At 45.3% G+C, this 17,911-nt stretch carries 17 protein-coding genes and 1 riboswitch; of the genes, 8 read left to right on the top strand and 9 right to left on the bottom strand.

Annotation, left to right across the window (positions count from 1 at the left end; all coding sequences use genetic code 11):
- Positions 1–486: 486 nt before the first annotated feature.
- Entirely contained in the window at positions 487–1,005 is a 519-nt protein-coding gene (locus ACDJ58_RS14065) for a DUF3231 family protein (RefSeq protein WP_413378892.1), read from the bottom strand.
- Positions 1,006–1,155: 150 nt separating this feature from the next.
- Between ACDJ58_RS14065 and ACDJ58_RS14060 the strand changes: the two genes are divergently transcribed.
- Positions 1,156–1,425, top strand: coding sequence for a WGxxGxxG family protein (locus ACDJ58_RS14060; RefSeq protein WP_413378890.1), 270 nt, complete (start codon positions 1,156–1,158; stop codon positions 1,423–1,425).
- 81 nt (positions 1,426–1,506) lie between these two features.
- Here ACDJ58_RS14060 and ACDJ58_RS14055 read toward each other — a convergent pair whose 3' ends face one another.
- From ACDJ58_RS14055 to ACDJ58_RS14045, 3 genes are all read right to left on the bottom strand, one after another.
- Complete coding sequence (locus tag ACDJ58_RS14055) at positions 1,507–1,629, bottom strand: YjcZ family sporulation protein (protein WP_413378888.1); 123 nt, start codon at positions 1,627–1,629, stop codon at positions 1,507–1,509.
- 551 nt (positions 1,630–2,180) lie between these two features.
- Positions 2,181–2,390 (bottom strand): hypothetical protein, encoded by a 210-nt coding sequence (locus ACDJ58_RS14050; protein ID WP_413378887.1) that lies wholly within the window; start codon positions 2,388–2,390, stop codon positions 2,181–2,183.
- A 135-nt stretch (positions 2,391–2,525) separates the two neighbouring features.
- Positions 2,526–3,803, bottom strand: a complete 1,278-nt coding sequence (locus tag ACDJ58_RS14045) for a WD40/YVTN/BNR-like repeat-containing protein (RefSeq protein WP_413378886.1) — start codon at positions 3,801–3,803, stop codon at positions 2,526–2,528.
- A gap of 312 nt (positions 3,804–4,115) precedes the next feature.
- Here ACDJ58_RS14045 and ACDJ58_RS14040 point away from each other — a divergent pair, with 312 nt between their 5' ends.
- Positions 4,116–5,045: an L-lactate dehydrogenase gene (locus ACDJ58_RS14040; protein ID WP_024632045.1), complete on the top strand. Its 930-nt coding sequence runs from the start codon at positions 4,116–4,118 to the stop codon at positions 5,043–5,045.
- A 342-nt stretch (positions 5,046–5,387) separates the two neighbouring features.
- Here ACDJ58_RS14040 and ACDJ58_RS14035 read toward each other — a convergent pair whose 3' ends face one another.
- The 5 genes from ACDJ58_RS14035 to ACDJ58_RS14015 form a co-directional block, all read right to left on the bottom strand.
- Positions 5,388–6,320, bottom strand: coding sequence for a tyrosine-type recombinase/integrase (locus ACDJ58_RS14035; RefSeq protein WP_413378884.1), 933 nt, complete (start codon positions 6,318–6,320; stop codon positions 5,388–5,390).
- 27 nt (positions 6,321–6,347) lie between these two features.
- Complete coding sequence (locus tag ACDJ58_RS14030) at positions 6,348–7,421, bottom strand: hypothetical protein (protein ID WP_413378882.1); 1,074 nt, start codon at positions 7,419–7,421, stop codon at positions 6,348–6,350.
- A gap of 312 nt (positions 7,422–7,733) precedes the next feature.
- Complete coding sequence (locus ACDJ58_RS14025; RefSeq protein WP_413378880.1) at positions 7,734–9,173, bottom strand: amino acid permease; 1,440 nt, start codon at positions 9,171–9,173, stop codon at positions 7,734–7,736.
- A gap of 543 nt (positions 9,174–9,716) precedes the next feature.
- Positions 9,717–11,093, bottom strand: coding sequence for an amidohydrolase family protein (locus ACDJ58_RS14020; RefSeq protein ID WP_413378878.1), 1,377 nt, complete (start codon positions 11,091–11,093; stop codon positions 9,717–9,719).
- A gap of 200 nt (positions 11,094–11,293) precedes the next feature.
- Positions 11,294–11,854, bottom strand: coding sequence for a CGNR zinc finger domain-containing protein (locus tag ACDJ58_RS14015; protein ID WP_413378876.1), 561 nt, complete (start codon positions 11,852–11,854; stop codon positions 11,294–11,296).
- A 137-nt stretch (positions 11,855–11,991) separates the two neighbouring features.
- Between ACDJ58_RS14015 and ACDJ58_RS14010 the strand changes: the two genes are divergently transcribed.
- The 6 genes from ACDJ58_RS14010 (at position 11,992) to ACDJ58_RS13985 (ending at position 17,840) form a co-directional block, all read left to right on the top strand.
- On the top strand, positions 11,992–12,489 hold the full coding sequence (locus tag ACDJ58_RS14010; RefSeq protein WP_413378874.1) for a DinB family protein: 498 nt from the start codon (positions 11,992–11,994) through the stop codon (positions 12,487–12,489).
- Positions 12,490–12,572: 83 nt separating this feature from the next.
- A riboswitch (FMN riboswitch) is annotated at positions 12,573–12,726 on the top strand.
- A 144-nt stretch (positions 12,727–12,870) separates the two neighbouring features.
- A complete protein-coding gene (locus tag ACDJ58_RS14005; RefSeq protein ID WP_413378872.1) occupies positions 12,871–13,851 on the top strand; it encodes a DMT family transporter in 981 nt (326 codons plus the stop codon).
- Positions 13,852–13,987: 136 nt separating this feature from the next.
- Positions 13,988–15,493, top strand: coding sequence for an amidase (locus ACDJ58_RS14000; RefSeq protein ID WP_413378870.1), 1,506 nt, complete (start codon positions 13,988–13,990; stop codon positions 15,491–15,493).
- Positions 15,494–15,631: 138 nt separating this feature from the next.
- Positions 15,632–16,249, top strand: coding sequence for a DUF1989 domain-containing protein (locus ACDJ58_RS13995; RefSeq protein ID WP_413378868.1), 618 nt, complete (start codon positions 15,632–15,634; stop codon positions 16,247–16,249).
- A 119-nt stretch (positions 16,250–16,368) separates the two neighbouring features.
- On the top strand, positions 16,369–16,995 hold the full coding sequence (locus ACDJ58_RS13990) for a LysE family transporter (RefSeq protein WP_413378866.1): 627 nt from the start codon (positions 16,369–16,371) through the stop codon (positions 16,993–16,995).
- Between the two features lie 83 nt (positions 16,996–17,078).
- Positions 17,079–17,840 (top strand): YqcI/YcgG family protein, encoded by a 762-nt coding sequence (locus ACDJ58_RS13985; protein WP_413378864.1) that lies wholly within the window; start codon positions 17,079–17,081, stop codon positions 17,838–17,840.
- Positions 17,841–17,911 lie beyond the last annotated feature (71 nt).

The raw sequence follows: 17,911 nt of genomic DNA, 5'->3' as shown, positions 1-17,911 counted from the left end.
GTGTACGTGAGAAGTTGGTTTGAAGTATGGACGAACAACTATTTTAAAGCTATCTCTAACAAAAAAAGGCTACTGACATGGTAGTTTAGCCCTTATATGTTTCTCTGTCCTCTATAGGGTAACGCTCGCCGAGTTTTATTTGGCAACGGCGGTTATTATAAAACTCGATGTCACGATACACACCTTGCTACACATCGTCGAAGCAGTTTGGTTTATTTCGATAAATTTCTTCTGTCTTAAGGTGTGTGAAGAAAGACTCGATACAGGCATTATCAAAACAGTTTCCACGCCCCGGTTACGCCAAGATCTTTAAGCCGTCTTGCATACGCTTTGGAGGTATACTGGGGAAGTTCACAACAACACTGGAGTAGAGAGAAGGGGATTCCATAATATGCGGTTGCTTACTAATCCGGCACTAAAAATTACTCCAACGGCAAAAACTCCCTGCCAACGTTTATAGTCAGCAGGGAGTTTATCAATTAAATTTTAAGCTTCAACTGCTTCAGGTCTTTTCACTTGAAGAGGAGGAGGAACAAGCCAACCTTTTTCTTTACTCATTTGAAGAATACGAAGGCCTAAAGCGGTTTTAGTAACGTGATATTTGGCAAATAAGGCTCCAATATCCTCTCTAATCGATTGACCCATAACTTGACTACAAGCAACCAGTCCCATCGAAGTATCAGATGCAATTTTTGCCGCTATCTCAGGATCAGTGAACCTTGCACCAACAGGAATGTCTTCAAGTTTTACTGGAGGCCTATCTGGTAAGGCTGGTGTTGGAGCAATCCCATTATCAGTAAGCAAGGTATCACACTCTTTAATCTCCAGTTTAGCCTGATCAATCAGTGCATCCAATGTTTTTTTCAAATCCTTATCTCCTGCATGATTTAGAAATGCTTGGTAGAAGGAAAGAGCTCCCTTTGCAACCGTTGAACATTGCCATACGCTGAAGATTTCGCCATAATGCATAGGTTCATTTTTTGGATTTCCACTTAATATTCCCATCAAAACCGCTCCTTCAATATTTATTTTCCACCAGATATATAGTTCCTAATTAAATAACAACATATTCAAAAACACTGAAAAATTCACAATGGAATAATGAACTGATTTTTGGAGAAATTAAATTCATCACGCTTTCAGGAGGTTATTTTCATGAAGAAACGAGTAACAACTGCTTTTGCTTCAATATTGCTGTTTGCAGCTTTAGCTGTTCCTGCATCGGCTCAAAATGTAAATGAAGCTACTGTTGATGGTCGTGACAATAATACGTACCATTACAACAGCTCCAATTATAATCCAAACAGTGTAAGAGCAAATTCAACAGATGACGGTAAGCGTATGGATTGGGGCTGGCTGGGCTTGCTTGGTTTACTAGGTCTAGCTGGAATGCGCAAAAGAGTATCCGACCATTCAGATCGATAATTGTTGACTTAGATCCCCCCTCTGGGACAAAACTCAAAAGAGCTCTGCCTGGGTAGCAGAGCTCTTTTTAAAGCTGAAGAATTAAACTAAGAATGCTTTAGAGATGATGACCAACAAGATAAAGAGTACCAGAATTGCACCGATGGACGTGAAACCACCATACCCTCCACCATATCTTCTTTCCTCATAACCAACTTCACTCATGCGTTTTCCTCCTCATTTGTGGTATGTCTTAAAGTATTCAATTTTTGGATTTATTGACAAGGCGAATGTGAAACAAAAATAAAAAAGGCTATTATCAAACATTAAGCCAGCAGAAATTTTTTTTACAATTGATATGTAAATTCTGAATTATTTGAAAGTGATTAAGTTCCAAAATAAACCTCTAGCTTCCCCTGGGGGTGTTGTATGCATCCATACTGCAGCCAGATTATCCGGAGCAAACATTGTAACAGTAACAAAGTTTCCGATCAGTACAATAGGCATCTGAGAGTTTCCGTTAGGGTTAAAGAAGTTATCGCGAGCCTGCGAGTGGTATAATAAATGACTCTCTTGGTGCCTGTAAAAGGCGATACAGTAATGTATGGAAAGAAGTTTTGGGTCCGCTAATGCTCCCGTAATACCCGGATCAGACCACAAAAGACAGCTTCCTTGGTTGATAAAAAATCCCTGCTTTCTTCGTTTTCCAATAAAAAACGCCCCCAATCGGGGGCCAATCGTTGATAAAGCAGTATTTTTTTCCGTCTACTTGGATTTTAAGCGTACATCAGTTCCATAAATCCGCGGGTTACTTCTCCACCATCCGTCTGTACCGGTTCATCTGCCTGTTCGTACTTAGCCATACAAGCTTTAACTTCTTCCTCAGTGGTACAACGGTTGGCATCATCACATGTGTAGCATAATTGGAGCATGTATCTGGTTAACTCGTCCGCCTGCGTGAATTGAGCTTGTTCATTCGTTCTCATGTTCATCACTCCCATCTCTTCTTGAATTCAATATAACATCATTTGAAGGGATTTATTGTGATTTAATTCACAAAGTAATTAAAAAGAAAAGAAACCCGCAGGTTTCTCTTCTAGTCACGTTCTACTTCAACGCAATTATAGTACTTTCCAACGCACACCGCCGTCAACGGTTTGCAGCAACAGTGATCTTTTGGTATCCGTATTTTCGACCAAAATCCAGCCTAGTTTCGAAGAAACCATTTGGAGCTTGACGATCTCCGGGTACTCTTTGAGAATGTTTTCCAATACTTCACTTACAGGAAGTGCCTTCCAGGTCTTGCCGGCATCTTTGGTGTAATAAGTCTTGCCTTTCTGCATGACCCAGCCTTCCAAGGGGTTCAGAAATGTAGGAGTCAGACCGCGATTGATTCCGGTTTGTTTATTCAGACTGAACGTTGATAACTGCCAGCTCTCTCCGCCATTTGTTGTGAAAAACCCGTTGAACTTGGTGCTTTCCCCTTGAGAACAGGATATCGACATCCAGGCTGTTTGAGCTTCCCGTCCAAAAAACTGTGGCGAGCTGATGTTAAAATTACCACATCCGTTAAATTTGTTTCGGTCAAAGAACGACGGGCCCGCCTTCCAATGTTGGCCACCGTCCGATGTAACGTACAATTTCGGCGTACCGAACTCTAGAGCGGTCAAGAACCCGTGATCCGAGTCCGAGAAAGTCATCCCAGTGGAATAACCCCGTGTAGGGATCTCTGCAGATGCTGGTTTACCATCTTCGTCACTCGAAGTCATCTGATTCCAGGTAATACCGCCATCTTCGGTAAGATACAGTTTCTTGTCTTGCTTGCCAATGGAAGTATCCACTGTTGTCAGTATCCAGCCTTTCTCAGGAGAAACAAATGTAATGGCCGTCACCTTATCCGTCTTCGACAAGGAGGACAGGCTCCAACTCGCTCCTCCGTTGTTCGTGCGCAGCACCATCGTATCTGTTCCGCCCATTCCTTCACGAACAATCCATCCATGTGTACTATCTACAAAATAAATGCTTTGTCCATATTGCGGATTAGCCGGAAACTGTACATTTTCCGAAGGTGAGATGTTGGTCCAAGTACTTCCCTGATCCTGAGTATAATACAGACGCAGGGCGTTCCGCGTCACTCCCCATGCTAATCCACCGTTACCATTAAGCAACTGGAAATCCGTTAACCGGGTCTGAATTTGATATTTGGCTGTATCCGCAGCTTGTGTACTGTTTGCAGGGGGAACAACAGTTAATGTCTGGCCCATATTCCCGTTATCTTCTCGCTCCTGCGGCGGCTCTGCCACCGGGGTCTCTCCCGAATCGGTGCAAGCCGCCAGCAGTGCAGCTATACCGATAGACAGCAGTGCTGTCTGCGCGATTTTGATCCATTGCGAACGCAAGTGGTTTCCACCTCTCTCATCCAATAAGCAGGCGCGCATGCCTGTCCATTCATGTTGTATTTACGATTCATCTGAATCCACTGCTCCTATTCTACCACAAACGATGTCGAAAAGGTTCATCTCCACTCTCTGGAAGCCGGCAGCGTTTTTTTGCTGCATCTGTTTCTTCTAGGGAATATAAACCGGGTTTTCGACGAAATCTTCCGCAAATAGACATGAAATGTGAGAAAGTTTATAGACATGGCTCGCTTTTCACAGGCTTATCCCTTAATATGGATTGGAAGTATACCCCAAAAAGGAGAGGATATGAAAATGGTAAACAGTGCAGCGCTCAAACCAAGTCGTGTCGTTATTGTAGGCATGGGTGCGGTGGGAACAACAACGGGATACACGCTGATGTTAAGACAGCGTTCGTCCGAGTTGGTATTTGTGGATGTGAATCATGATAAGGCTACCGGCGAAATGCTGGATATGAACCACGGTCTCCCATTTACCGGAGGCGTTAAAGTATGGGCAGGCGATTACTCCGACTGCAAAGACGCAGACATCATTATTATTACTGCGGGTGCTTCCCAAAAACCAGGAGAGACTCGCATTGATCTTCTGAAGAAAAATGCAAGTATTTTCAAAGAGATCATTGAACGTATTACTGAAGTTAATTCCCATGGTATTCTTTTGATTGCAACGAATCCTGTAGATATTTTGTCCTATACCTCGTGGAAACAAAGCGGTTGGCCCGCTTCTCGTGTGATTGGTTCTGGTACGTTACTGGACAGTGCACGTTTCCGTTACCTGATTGGTAAAAACAAAGGAATTGATCCACGAAGCATTCACGCCCATATTATTGGGGAGCATGGCGATTCCGAAGTACCGGTATGGAGTCTCGCCAACGTTGCTGGAACGGATCTGGAGCTGGATGAAGAAACACAACAAGATATCTTCGACCGGACCAAAAATGCGGCTTATGAGATTATTAATGCCAAAGGTGCCACTTCCTATGCAATTGCGCTCGCTTTGGACCGTATTGTGGCTGCCATTCTCGGCAATGAAGGCTCCGTACTGAACGTTTCCACATTGCTGGAAGATTACAATGGCGTATCCGATGTATATCTGGGTGTTCCATGTGTAGTTGATCGCAACGGCGTACGTGAGATTCTTCCACTTCCTTTGAATGAGACGGAGAAAGTCGCTTTCCAAGCCTCTGCTAACAAATTGAAGGAACAGATTGCCGGACTGGAGTAAATCCAGGTGTTTGTCTAATCACGTTATTTTATCATAAGCAAATAGCGTAAAGGTTGTATAACTAAAGGACCACCTGTATCTTCCTTATGAAGATGCGAGTGGTCCTTTGGTCTTGTTATAAACAAGTATTAATTATAGCAAAATAAAAATTGATTTCATATTTAAGTTTACATAATAATTGTTCCGTTAATAAAAAAAACAGATTTATTTAAAATTAGTATTCACCTCTCATATTCCCATTAAATGTATTAACACTCCTCTACATGAAATTACAAAAAAACCTGTCACGTGGACAGGCTTCTCTATCATTACTTCCTTCTATATATAACTGAAGCTTATCTCTTACATATCCGCCACAAACGCGGGAAGTTTGACATCCAGCAAGGCCATCGCTTCCTCCTTCTCGCGGCTGGTTACGTGGGTGTATACCGTGGTGGTTTGAATGGAGGAATGACCCAACAGCTCCTGAACCGTTCGCAAATCTGCTCCGCGTCTAAGCATCATGGTAGCGAATGAGTGACGCAGTTTATGACTGGAATAGTTCACACGCTGATTGGAGGCCGATTCCTGCTGAAAGCGTTCAAAGGTTTCGGTCGATATAAGCTGAATACTGCGAATCGACAATCGTTTCCCTTTTTGCGAGACGAATAAGGCCTCTTCCTTTGCACGCCATGGATCCAGCCGCTCCTGGAGAGCCTGGGATAACAGTTCGGCAACGGTCTCAGGCACAGGCAGTGTACGCCATTTCCGGCCCTTACCGAATACGTCCAGCGTGCGCCGTTCCGCATTATAGTTTTTGCAGTTCAAGGCATGAACCTCTCCGACCCGCAATCCCATGTATCCCATGAGCAGAAAAATAGCCAGGTTTCGTGTACGATACTTGCCCTCGACCGATTGCAAAAATCGTTCCAAACCGCTTTCGTCAAGGAAGACGGGGGCACGATTTTGCTCGGTTTTGGATTTCTTGATTCCGAAAGCGGGGTTATTGGTCACCAGTTCAAGCTCAATCAATGACTTATAAAAACAGTTCACAGCTGCGTGTTTCCGATTCCGCGTAGAGTCACTTACCCCTCTTTCCCGAGCTCGGGACAAGAAGGATAAAACATGAAGTTTTTTGACCTGCTCCAGTGACTTTCCATTAATAGAGATGAGAAATTCAGCAACGTCACCTGTGTATGATTTTACCGTATGTCCCGTGTAGCCCGCATCTTTCATCCATATATGAAAAGCTTCAAGCTCATCGGCGTATTGCTCCTGAATCTCTTCAGTCATCATCTGTGTTCGTCACCACACTTCTATTTATTAGTCTACAATTACGACATCGATTAGTGGGATGATCGCCTCGGGCTGTCCCTCACTGCGGGTGAGTACAAATGAAGGCAGTGGATTTTCGTGCAGTCCATTCACTGATTCACAGATCTGAACATACAAGTCCATACGCAACGTCTCGCCTTCTCCCGCAACATCGATTACAGGCCATGCTTTCTCTGCACAGGATGGCCAGTAAGCCAATTCATTTACCGGCACGATACTTAATTGTTTACTTTCAGGATGCATACGGTATATTCCGGTGGTCTGGGGTTCATCACCCAGCTTGTCTACCGAAAGTATAGTTCTCGAATGTTCATCCGGAGCCGAATAAATCGAATAACACCATGGTGTTACTCCCCAGGCAATCGCCATGAGACCTTCCTCCAGCAAGGTGTCCGAAAGGTCACCCTCACTGAATTGTTCAATCAGATTATGGTTTCCAGAACCGATTAGATCTTCTACACGTTTCGCCATACGAGGCAGATCTGCGAGAATAAAGCCACCACTGCCGTAGGAGTCAAACACATGATTATCCCGTGTCCAGACCGTTTCGGGTAATGTGTTCATCTGCACAACTTCGGCTGGAAACAGACATATCGCTACAGTTACTACCTGAGCATATTTCACCATGGCATGCTGCTCGGGCTCCAGTGGTCCCTCTGCGATGCGGGGTGTTTTGACGTGCAGTGAAATTCGCAGCTCGTACTCCCCTTCTGCAAAGTCACCCAAATTCAATACGATCGGATGATCTATTCCTTCAATGGGAGTGAGTGAGCATGTACTGTCTGGTCGCAGGGTAACTGCATATTGTACAAATCCCAGCTCCTCCCCATATATGATAATGGCATCTTGCCGATCCGGCGGTGCATCCATTTGCTGCGCAACAACCGATACTTTGCGTCCATCCTTCAAACGGCGCTGCGGATCAATATCCAATTGAAATTCGTTTGTGTCCCCTGGGTGTGAAATGATTAGTTTCGTCTCGGCAAGTACAGCTGAGTCAGCCAATGCAAAACCAAAATTCGAATTTTGGTGATGTTGATTGGTATGTAATGGTGTGTTCATGATACATCCCCTCTCCTATATCTGATGGCATGTCACACCCCCAAATATATGTCATATTTGCCCTGACCGCAACCCCGGTTCCGCTCACAAGGACAGATGTATTACTTATTAGATACCCATATATAGCCTTATACATTACCATTTTTTTCGTATTACACGAACTGCTCTCACAAAAAAAAGCCCCATTCCGCGCCGTTTTGGCGATGCGGTATGAGACAATGCAGTTGACTCTATTACGTATAGTTCTAGTGTGACAAATTAATTTACTAACCTTTCACGATATCTCTACAATGTAGGAATCAGCTATGACAGCTATTTCCCCTTTGTTTTTTTGAAAGTGTCCGATATACGCCGTGCCGGATTCAAATGACTGTGATGACGACCGTAGGCAAAGTAGATGATTAAACCAATAATTAACCAACCGAAGAACGTGATCCAAGTTAGAGCCGCAAGACGTGTCATGAGATACATACAGCCAACAGCACTCAGAATAGGAATCAATGGAACAAAAGGTACACGGAATCCCCTTTTTAGTTCCGGGTTGTTTTTCCGCAATACGATAATTCCCAGACTCACAACCGCGAAAGCAAACAGTGTTCCGATGTTGGTCAATTCCGCCAGATGGCCAAGTGAGATGAATCCCGAGAATAAAGCGACGATGATCCCAGCAACCCAAGTACCCGTAGCGGGTGTTTGGCTTTTGCCACTGACTTTAGAGAACACCGGAGACAATAGTCCGTCCCGTGACATGGAATAAAGCAAACGTGTCTGACCATACATCATTACAAGTAATACAGTGGTAATTCCCGTAATCGCTCCAAGCGAAACAATCCAGGACAATCCTTTCAACTGCACAAATTCAAAGGCAAAGGCAACCGGATCACTCACATTCAGCATGTGATAAGGTACAATCCCTGTCAGGATCAACGATACAACGATGTAAAGCACGGTACAGATCGCAAGGGATGCAATAATACCGATTGGCAAGTCCCGTTGAGGACGTTTCACTTCTTCCGCAGCCGTAGATACCGCATCGAAACCAATGTAAGCAAAAAATACCGTTGCCGCCCCTGCGGTTACCCCTGAGATGCCAAACGGAAGAAACGGTTGCCAGTTATCTGGCTGCACATAGAACACACCCACACCGATAAAGATCAGCACTACGATAATTTTAATCGCTACCATGATTCCGTTGGCACGAGCAGCCTCTTTCACCCCTCGGGTGAGTAGGAATGTAATGATTAAGGTGATTATCGCTGCGGTGATATCAAAATAGGTTCCCTTTTCAGGACTAAATGCACTGGTGAGCGCATGGGGTAATTGCAACCCGAATCCGGACAATAACGTTTGAAAATATCCAGACCAACCGCTGGCAACAGCCGCACTCGCAAATCCATACTCCAGAATTAGATCCCATCCCAGAATCCAGGCAATGACTTCGCCGAAAGCGGTATAGCTGTATGTATACGCACTTCCTGAAGCAGGCACACTGGATGCAAACTCCGAGTAACATAATGCAGCGAAGGCGCAGATAATACCTGCCAGCAGAAAAGACAGTACCAAACCGGGACCTGCATATTTTGCGGCAGCAACGCCTGTGAGTACAAAGATACCCGTACCGATGATCGCACCTACCCCGAGAGTCATCAGATCAAATGGGCCAAGCACCCTTTTCAACATGTTGCTTTCGTTATCTCCGGTGGCAATCGGCTTTTTTCTAAACAGGGAAGATCGATTCTGGTTTTGATTCATACACAGTTTCCTCTCGTATTGAAAATGATGAATGTGTCTCTTTACTTCAAATATTTTGTTTGGTTCATCTGTTCTATGAAAAAGCCCTTTGTTCTATCTTACCGACCAACTACAAAAATCTATCGATTTCTACACTTTGTCGCGTTGCTTGGTTAAATTTATTTTGGGATGATAGTATATTTTGTGCGTTCCAGGCGAAAATTATCATGATCTGTTGGACAGGGGTGAATATGAAAATCGATTTAAAAGAAAACAGCGTATAATTTATATTATGCGCAGTTTTTTAATAGCTTTTTTCTTTAACAAAACATTATAAACCCGTTGTTACATGCAACTACAGAAATGCAGTGTCTTTTCGCCTCTTTTTGTTGTTTATTCCTTGCTCTCCCTGTCTTGTTGCACAATAAACAGGTACGCCAAAGAGCCACATATCCGTATGTGGCTCTTCACTTGAAACACTATTAGATCTATAAGACAGATAAGAACATCCTCTCTTTTCATTCCGGAAGAGAGTCACTCTTTCATTCACATGGATTATCTAACTTACGAAAATACAATTCGCTCTGCATCCGACATCCGATATTGAGATAGCAGATATTCCTTGCTGTCCAAAGCCTTACGACGGACCTCGTTCAGATCGACATGCAGCAACCTGCCTTCGCGCTTCACCGGCCGACCTGCTACGAACACGGTATCCACATTGGATGGATTGGCAAATTGAACGACGGCTCCAACCGGATCATGCACCGGGAATAAGTTAAGGTCGGTGGTTCGGATCATAATCAGATCTGCTTCTTTACCTGGCGTAAGTGTGCCAATCTTCCGTTCAAGTCCAAGAGCCTTCGCCCCAGCAGAAGTTGCAAATCTCAACACTTGACTGGATTGCAGATTAAGCTCACCAGGCATTTCACCCTGCAGCAAAAGTTGTTCGTTTTCCCGAGAACGTTCAGCTTGAAGTGCAAATTTCATCTGGGAGAACATATCCCCACCTGTTGATGTTACAACATCGACTCCGAGCGTTGGAGTTCCTCCATTTTCCAGGAAGTACCCCGTTGCCGGATACCCGTGCCCCATCATCATCTCTACTTCCGGTGTGACAGACAGTGAGGCGCCGCTATCGGCCAACATTTTATACTCATCCGTATCCATCGTATTTCCGTGTACAACGTTCAGACCCGGACTCAGTAAACCAGCCTCATACATTTTACTTATCGAGCGATCCACAGACCCCCAGCTTCCAAAGCCAACATGCATGGAGCATATTACATCCAGCTCTTGAGCAAGCTGAATTTCCTTCACTGTGATATCCCAATGGCTGAACTCCGGACCACGAATGGCAAGACCGAATGTAAGTAACTGATCCCGTGAGGAAAAATACTGTTCCTTGACTCTCCTCACATCATTCGAATACGTCAGCTGGCTCTCTCTGTTCCAGTAGGGCGTCTCACCCGGTAGACCATAAGCGAAAACCGACCGAATACCCGCATCCTGAAGTCCGCGAATCAGTTCATCCGTGTGCTCCGGGGAATACGGCATACTCCAGTCAAGCACCGTGGTCACTCCTGCATTAAGCGCTTCCAAAGAACCGAGCAAATTGGCGATATAGCTGTCTTGTGGCCGGAGTTTACTTCCCATCGCTCCATAGTAGAGATTCTGCAGATAGACCGGCAGTGACCAGTTGGTTCCCGCTGTTTTTACAAGCGACTCCCACACATGCCGGTGCGTATCTACGAGTCCAGGGAGTATGATCATCTCCGATGCATCTATCACTTCTGCTTCAATACAACTCAGGTCGGGCTGAATAGCAGTTATAAGAGAATCCTCAATGAGAACGTCCGCCTGTTTATACTGACCCACCGACGAATCCATAGACAATACACAACCATTTTTCAGTAGATAACTTGTCCCCACAAGACACATCTCCAATCATTGTTTTTTGTTGGATATACGCTTGAATCCCGGATGTTAATCTCTGATGAAATGACTAGCTGAAATATTTTAAGTATATAACCATTATATAGGACTACATGGGAAGATTCAATTTTGGATTTACCAAAATCTTATTGAATATGTCCTGGCTGTCGCAAATTACAACAAATCACACTTTCTGTGCATACACCTTACTCTTGCTGCTGATCCTTCTTCTGTTTTGCCCGAAACCTTCTAACCTTCATCAGATTACCACACATCTTGTCATCACAATATTTCTGGGTTCTACTGCGTGTATCGTCATAGAAAAACCAACGGCAATCCGTATTGTCACAGATACGAATTCTTCCGCCATCCCCTTCAATTACTGTGATCGCAAAATCGGCTGCGACCTCTGCCATGACCTGCTGCCATTGAGTTCCTACAGGAATAAGTGAAATTTTCAGTCCCTCATCTCCAGCCTTCAGTCTTCTTATGACTTGACCTTCCTCCATCATGGCGTTAAGCCATTCCTGGTCTTTGTTCGATAATGGATTTCCGCCAGATAAACGAGTTGCAAGAGCCTGCAATTCATTTCTGAAGTTTCTCAAGGCTCCCTCCTCTTCAGATGAAGCAGGTATAGATGCGTTCAGTTGCCATTGTTTAATGAATGCTTGCTGCCATTCGGCTTTGCCAAGCCTGTCCTCAGAACGATCTCCGCCACGCCAGTCATGGTAATCACTGTTTACAAAATCAGTCCATAGTCTATCCATACGTACCTCCGCTAAATTGTAACGATCTAAAACAAAAAAAGATAGTTACATTTATTCATGTTTGGGTTATATTAATTGTAACCACATTTAAGTGCTTTAGCTAGTTACCATGAATTTATTTTAGGGAGGAAAAATCAATGACTACAACAGCAACAGAACTATTGCTCATTCAGAAAGATGACACTTGGGATCAATGTAACTGGATTGTGCCTTTATCCAAGGCACTCGAAGGACTGACTGCTGAACAGGCAGCCTGGGTTCCATCATCCGGTGGATTAAGCATCTGGCAGTTGGTCAACCATATGTATTATTATAATCAACGCTTGCTGAGTCGCATTCAGCGTACAACACCATCCGGTACACCTGCCGAAAACAATGAATCTACCTTCGGAGATCCGGGCGACCCTTCTGATAGCACTGGCTGGAGTACACTTATGCAAAATACAACACAATTAGCCGGACAGCTTCGTCATCAGCTTGCTTCATTAGAAGAATCCGATCTTGAAGCCCCTTTCATGGATACGGATGAAAAATGGGCACATGAACTTGCCCGCTGGGTACTCCACGATGCGTATCATGCAGGACAGATTGTATTACTACGCAGACAACAGGGAAGCTGGAATATCATATTCTAAAAAAACACTTGAACTGCTAGCGCTTACAGGAATAAGATGGACTTATTAATGTTACAGCTTGTTCAATACACAATATAATTGAATAGGATCTTCGGGGTAGGGTGCAATTCCCAACCGGCGGTGATGTTCTTAAAGAACCAGCCCGCGACTCGCTGTTTGACCAGACTTTGGACATTCAGCGACTGACTTGGTGTGACTCCAAGGCCGACGGTACAGTCCGGATGAGAGAAGATCAACACATTAACATGCCGTTACGGAAAGGCTTATTTTCGTACGACATGTCAATGATTGAGCCCCCGTTTATTTGGTGTATACCAAAACGGGGGCTTTTGTCGATTTTGCCAACTGAAGATTCCGTGTTCTGACGAAGGAGTCCTGAATATGGAAAAGACACAACCTGCATCAACAGTTTACCGCAAGGAACGAAGCAATACCGGATTCTGGCTCGTCGTGCTCGGCGCCGCCCTTTGGGGTGTAGATCCACTGTTCCGTATTATTTTGCTCAAAACAATGACCTCCACGCAGATTGTACTGGTGGAACATATTATTGTCAGCCTTGTGGCAATTCCCGTCTTGTGGAAGTTTCGGGCTGATCTGAAAAACCTGCGTGCACGCCACTGGATTGCGGTGATTTTTATCTCCTGGGGAGGATCTGCTCTCGCCACGGTATTGTTCACTCTGGCACTTACGCATAACGATCCCAACACTGTTTTGTTACTGCAAAAGATGCAGCCGCTATTTGCGATTGTTCTGGCTAAGCTGCTGCTGAAAGAAACATTGCCTCGCCGCTTCGGTGGACTGTTTATCATTGCACTTGCAGGAACATACCTGCTCACGTTCGGATTTACCCTTCCCCTTGGCAACTGGGACAATTGGGTTCATGCAGGCAGCCTGTTATCGCTGGGTGCAGCTGCATTGTGGGGCGGTTCAACGGTTATGGGGCGGCTGATGCTGGGGCAAACCCGTTATGAAACGGTCACCTCTCTGCGCTTTGTCGTAGCCTTGCCACTGCTGGTCTTTATGACGTGGAACGAAGGTGCTGCCTGGACATTCCCTTCCGCTACAGGTGAACAGGCGGCTGTAGCACTTAATATTCTGGGTCAGGCATTACTTCCAGGGTTACTGAGTCTTCTGTTATATTACAAAGGGCTCTCTTCCACCAAGGCCTCAGTCGCAACGCTCGCAGAACTGAGTTTCCCGATGGCCGGTGTACTGGTAAACTGGATTGCATTCCGTACATTAATTACCTGGGAGCAACTGGTGGGCTTCATCCTCATCTGGATTGCCCTATTCGCCATCTCCAAACAGCAAGAACGCTCAGCGACTCCGGCTGACGGTGCACCAAAGCTTCGTACGGATTGAATTTTATATAAAAGCAAATCAATTAAGGCACTGGACATCCTTTGAGATGTACAGTGCCTTTTGTCTTTTCGCTATTCCGGTGGTACGATGACTTATGGAATAGTAGATCAAGTCAATTTAGAGAGGAACGATCATCATGTCTTCATCTTCATCATTTTCATATACATCTTACGATGCCATAGGCTTGGCTGAATTGGTTCGCGCTCGGGAGATATCTCCTGTCGAATTGCTGGAAGCGGCCTATGCACGCCTGGAAGAAGTGAACCCGCAGCTCAATGCAGTTATTCGTACATATGAAACACGTGCACGTCAGGAAGCGAGTATGGTTCGCCCAGGAGAGCAGCCCTTTGCCGGCGTGCCCTTGTTATTAAAAGATATCTCCCAATCCCTGGAGGGTGAAATTCTCACCTCGGGTTCACGTCTTCTCAGTGAACATCGTGCACTGCGGAATTCCAATTTCGTTTCGCGTCTGCGCGATGCAGGCTTCATTATCATTGGACATACCAATACGCCGGAATTTGGTCTGAAAAATATTACTGAGCCCCGTCTTCACGGTCCAAGTCGAAATCCATGGAATACGAATCACTCGCCAGGCGGTTCAAGTGGAGGTGCCGCTGCCGCAGTAGCCTCGGGTATTGTACCCCTTGCAGGAGCCAGTGACGGTGGCGGTTCCATCCGAATCCCTGCTTCATTCAGCGGCTTGTTCGGACTCAAGCCTACACGTGGACGGACACCTGTTGGACCGGGAGTTGGTCGTCAGTGGCAGGGTGCTTCGATTGATTTTGCCTTGTCCCGTTCCGTTCGCGACAGCGCTGCTTTACTGGATACACTGCAAGTGATTCAACCCGAAGCTGCGTTTCATGCTCCCCTCTTTCCGGGCAGCTACTTGTCTGATATGCACTATCCTCATCAACGCAAACTGAGAGTCGCTTACACAACAGCTTCTCCTGTAGGTACACCTGTGAGTGACGAAGCCATAGAAGCTGTATATAAGATGGTTCGCTGGCTGGAAGAACAGGGTCATGAGGTTGAAGAAAAGCTGAGTCCAGTTAATGGTGTCAAACTGATGGAGAACTATTACATGATGAACAGCGGCGAAATGGCGGCGATGATCTCTTCGATGGAACGTTCTATGGGCAGAGCATTAACCTCTGATGATATGGAGATCGAGTCCTGGGTTCTGGCTGAAGCGGGTAAAAAAGTATCCGCTGCCGAATTCGTACATAGTCTGGCCGAATGGGATGTTGCCGCAGCTCAGATGTCCACATTGTTTGAACGGTATGATTTTTATGTCACACCTGTCAATGCATTTCCAGCACCCAAAATCGGCGAATTGACACCTCATGATGAACAAATTCAGCATCTGATGCGTATTAGCGAATTGGACAAGATCCAGCAGCAACAGTTGATTTATGAGATGTTTGAACCAAGCCTTACTTACACTCCGTTCACTCAGCTCGCAAATCTGACGGGTCAACCAGCCATGAGTGTTCCTGTGCATCTGACTACTGAAGGCCTGCCCATGGGTGTACAAATTATGGCAACGAAAGGCCGTGAAGACTGGTTGCTTCATCTGGCTGGTCAGCTGGAAACATCCGAACTTTGGGTCGGCATGAAAGGCAATCCACTCTTTCCAGTATAAATGCATTCCCTTTTTCACGTATCTCAGCAATCTTACGTACAGCGTATCCTTCAGAGTCATCTGTTGCATTACTCAATAGTGAATGAAAGTAATGTCCTCTCCGCATACTGAGTTTAAAAAACATCGGGGGAAATACGGATGAATTCAACGAAAACCCATAAGCAGTCTATTCATATTCCTGCCAAAACAGGTTACGCTCTTAGAGTGAAGAAAGGTTCGTTGATCCGTGTAACCGATTTGGAGGGGCAGCAAGTGGTCGATTTTGTTGCTTACGATGCGCAAAATATCAATAATCGGCTTGATCCCGGTGTAACGCTCGATGTCCTGCGAACATACAGGATTAAACCGGGACAATGCCTGTATTCTAACCGTTATGAACCTCTCATTTCCATTGTCCAAGAAACTGTAGGCATTCATGATTTTTTCAATTCGGCCTGTCGTCCAGAGATGTATGAGGTCTTATATGATAAAAAAGATCATCCCAGTTGTTATCATAATCTGAATACAGCCTTGGAACCTTTCGGCATCGCTCCCCCAGATCAGCATTATCCCTTCAACCTATTTATGAATTCCGTTGTAGATGGCGAGGGGAAAATTGATGTTATCGCACCCGAATCGAGCGCTGGTGACTATGTGGAAATGGAAGCTTTGATGGATCTGATCATCGGTTTGTCTGCTTGTCCATGTGAAGAGAGTTCTTGTAACGGGTACCATTGTACTCCTGTTCAACTAGACGTGGAATCAACGACCGTTTAAATGAGCTCTATGCTAACAGCTTGTTCTAATTTGCTCCAAACGGGAATACGATGACTTGTACCCGTAAGTGTGTGACTTATCGGTACAAGTCGTCGACCCGTTAAGGAGTGAACGCGTATATGTCTGTACTGTTCAGTTATATCATTCTGGGAATCTCACTATCAGCTCCAATTGGTCCGATCAATGCCGCTCAGTTGGATCGGGGAGCACGCCACGGATTCATGCATGCCTGGATTTTGGGACTGGGAGCTATGTTTGCCGATTTGGTGTACATGCTTCTGATTTACTTTGGAGTTGCCCATTTTCTGGACACGCCGTTCATGCGCTCGTTTCTTTGGTCTTTTGGCAGCTTTATTTTGGTATATACCGGAGTGGAAACACTGTCCAAGTTAAAAGACGGCATCCAGGCCTCTTTTACAGAAGATGCAAGGGTTGGAAAATCCTTTATATCTGGCTTTCTCATGGCCCTGTCCAATCCGCTGAATATTTTATTCTGGCTCGGGATTTACGGCTCTATTCTTGCTACAACCGTGAAGCATACCGACACCGCTCATCTACTACTATACAGTTCTGGTATTTTCATAGGAATCCTTGTATGGGACGTTATCATGGCTGGTATGGCCAGCCGATTTCATAAACGCAGCAACGAAACCGTTTTGCGCTGGATCTCCATCATCTCAGGAATCTGCCTTATCGGATTTGGCCTGTACTTCGGGTTTGAAGCTGTACGCTCCATCTTTTTCTGACATAAAAACTACACTGGACAGTCACCCAACGCCATCCGCATTAATACGTTAACGGTATCATGTGGAATGGAGTTGGAGAATCCATGGCAGATCTGTACAGTGCCGATGAAATAAATGCATCATTCAAAGGTCTGCCCGAATGGCAGCAGGACGCGTATTCACAATTCGCTAATATGATTGCAGATGAGGGTAATACGTATCCTTGTGTACCCGGACGGATGGGTTTTCTCTCAGGACATCTGAGATACGGATTCACAAGTGATCCGCGTACACAAGCTTCTGCTGAAGACATGGCGGAATTACTTAGTCAATATGGAGCCGTTTCACGGGACACGGGACATTACGCTTCTTTGGTAGTCATTTGCGATACATCGGATGATTTGAGAAAAAACACAACAGTGGAGCAGTATCAGTCCTTGTTCTGGGAAATGCTTAACCGGGTAAGCTCACTCGATGCTGCTTCCTGGCCTGAACATATTTCGACTGATCCGCATGAAGCCACATGGGAATTTTGCTTTGGCGGGGAGCCCTACTTTTGTTTCTGTGCCACTCCCGCGCACGAGCTTAGAGCCAGCAGGCACTTCCCTTATCTTATGTTTGCTTTTCAACCACGGTGGGTGTTTGAATCGATTAATGACAACACACCTCTTGGCCGGAAAATGAAAACCTTGATTCGCAAGCGCTTGGCAGCCTATGATGCCGTTCCGGCTCACCCTTCACTCATGTGGTATGGGGAGCAGGATAATCTGGAATGGAAACAATATTTCCTGCCCGATGACGAGCAAACCCCTTCCAAATGTCCTTTTATGCGCATGAAGCAAGCCATTAGCAAATTGACGAAATAGCTGATATAAGACAACACAGTAGCACAACCCAAGTAGCCAGAACTCAGCAGACCAGCCAAGACGTATGAAAA

Source organism: Paenibacillus taichungensis (assembly GCF_047302525.1).
In the GTDB taxonomy this organism is placed as follows: Bacteria; Bacillota; Bacilli; order Paenibacillales; family Paenibacillaceae; genus Paenibacillus; species Paenibacillus taichungensis_B.
The sequence above is the reverse complement of the archived record's forward strand: the minus strand, read 5'-3'. Positions and strand labels throughout refer to the sequence as shown.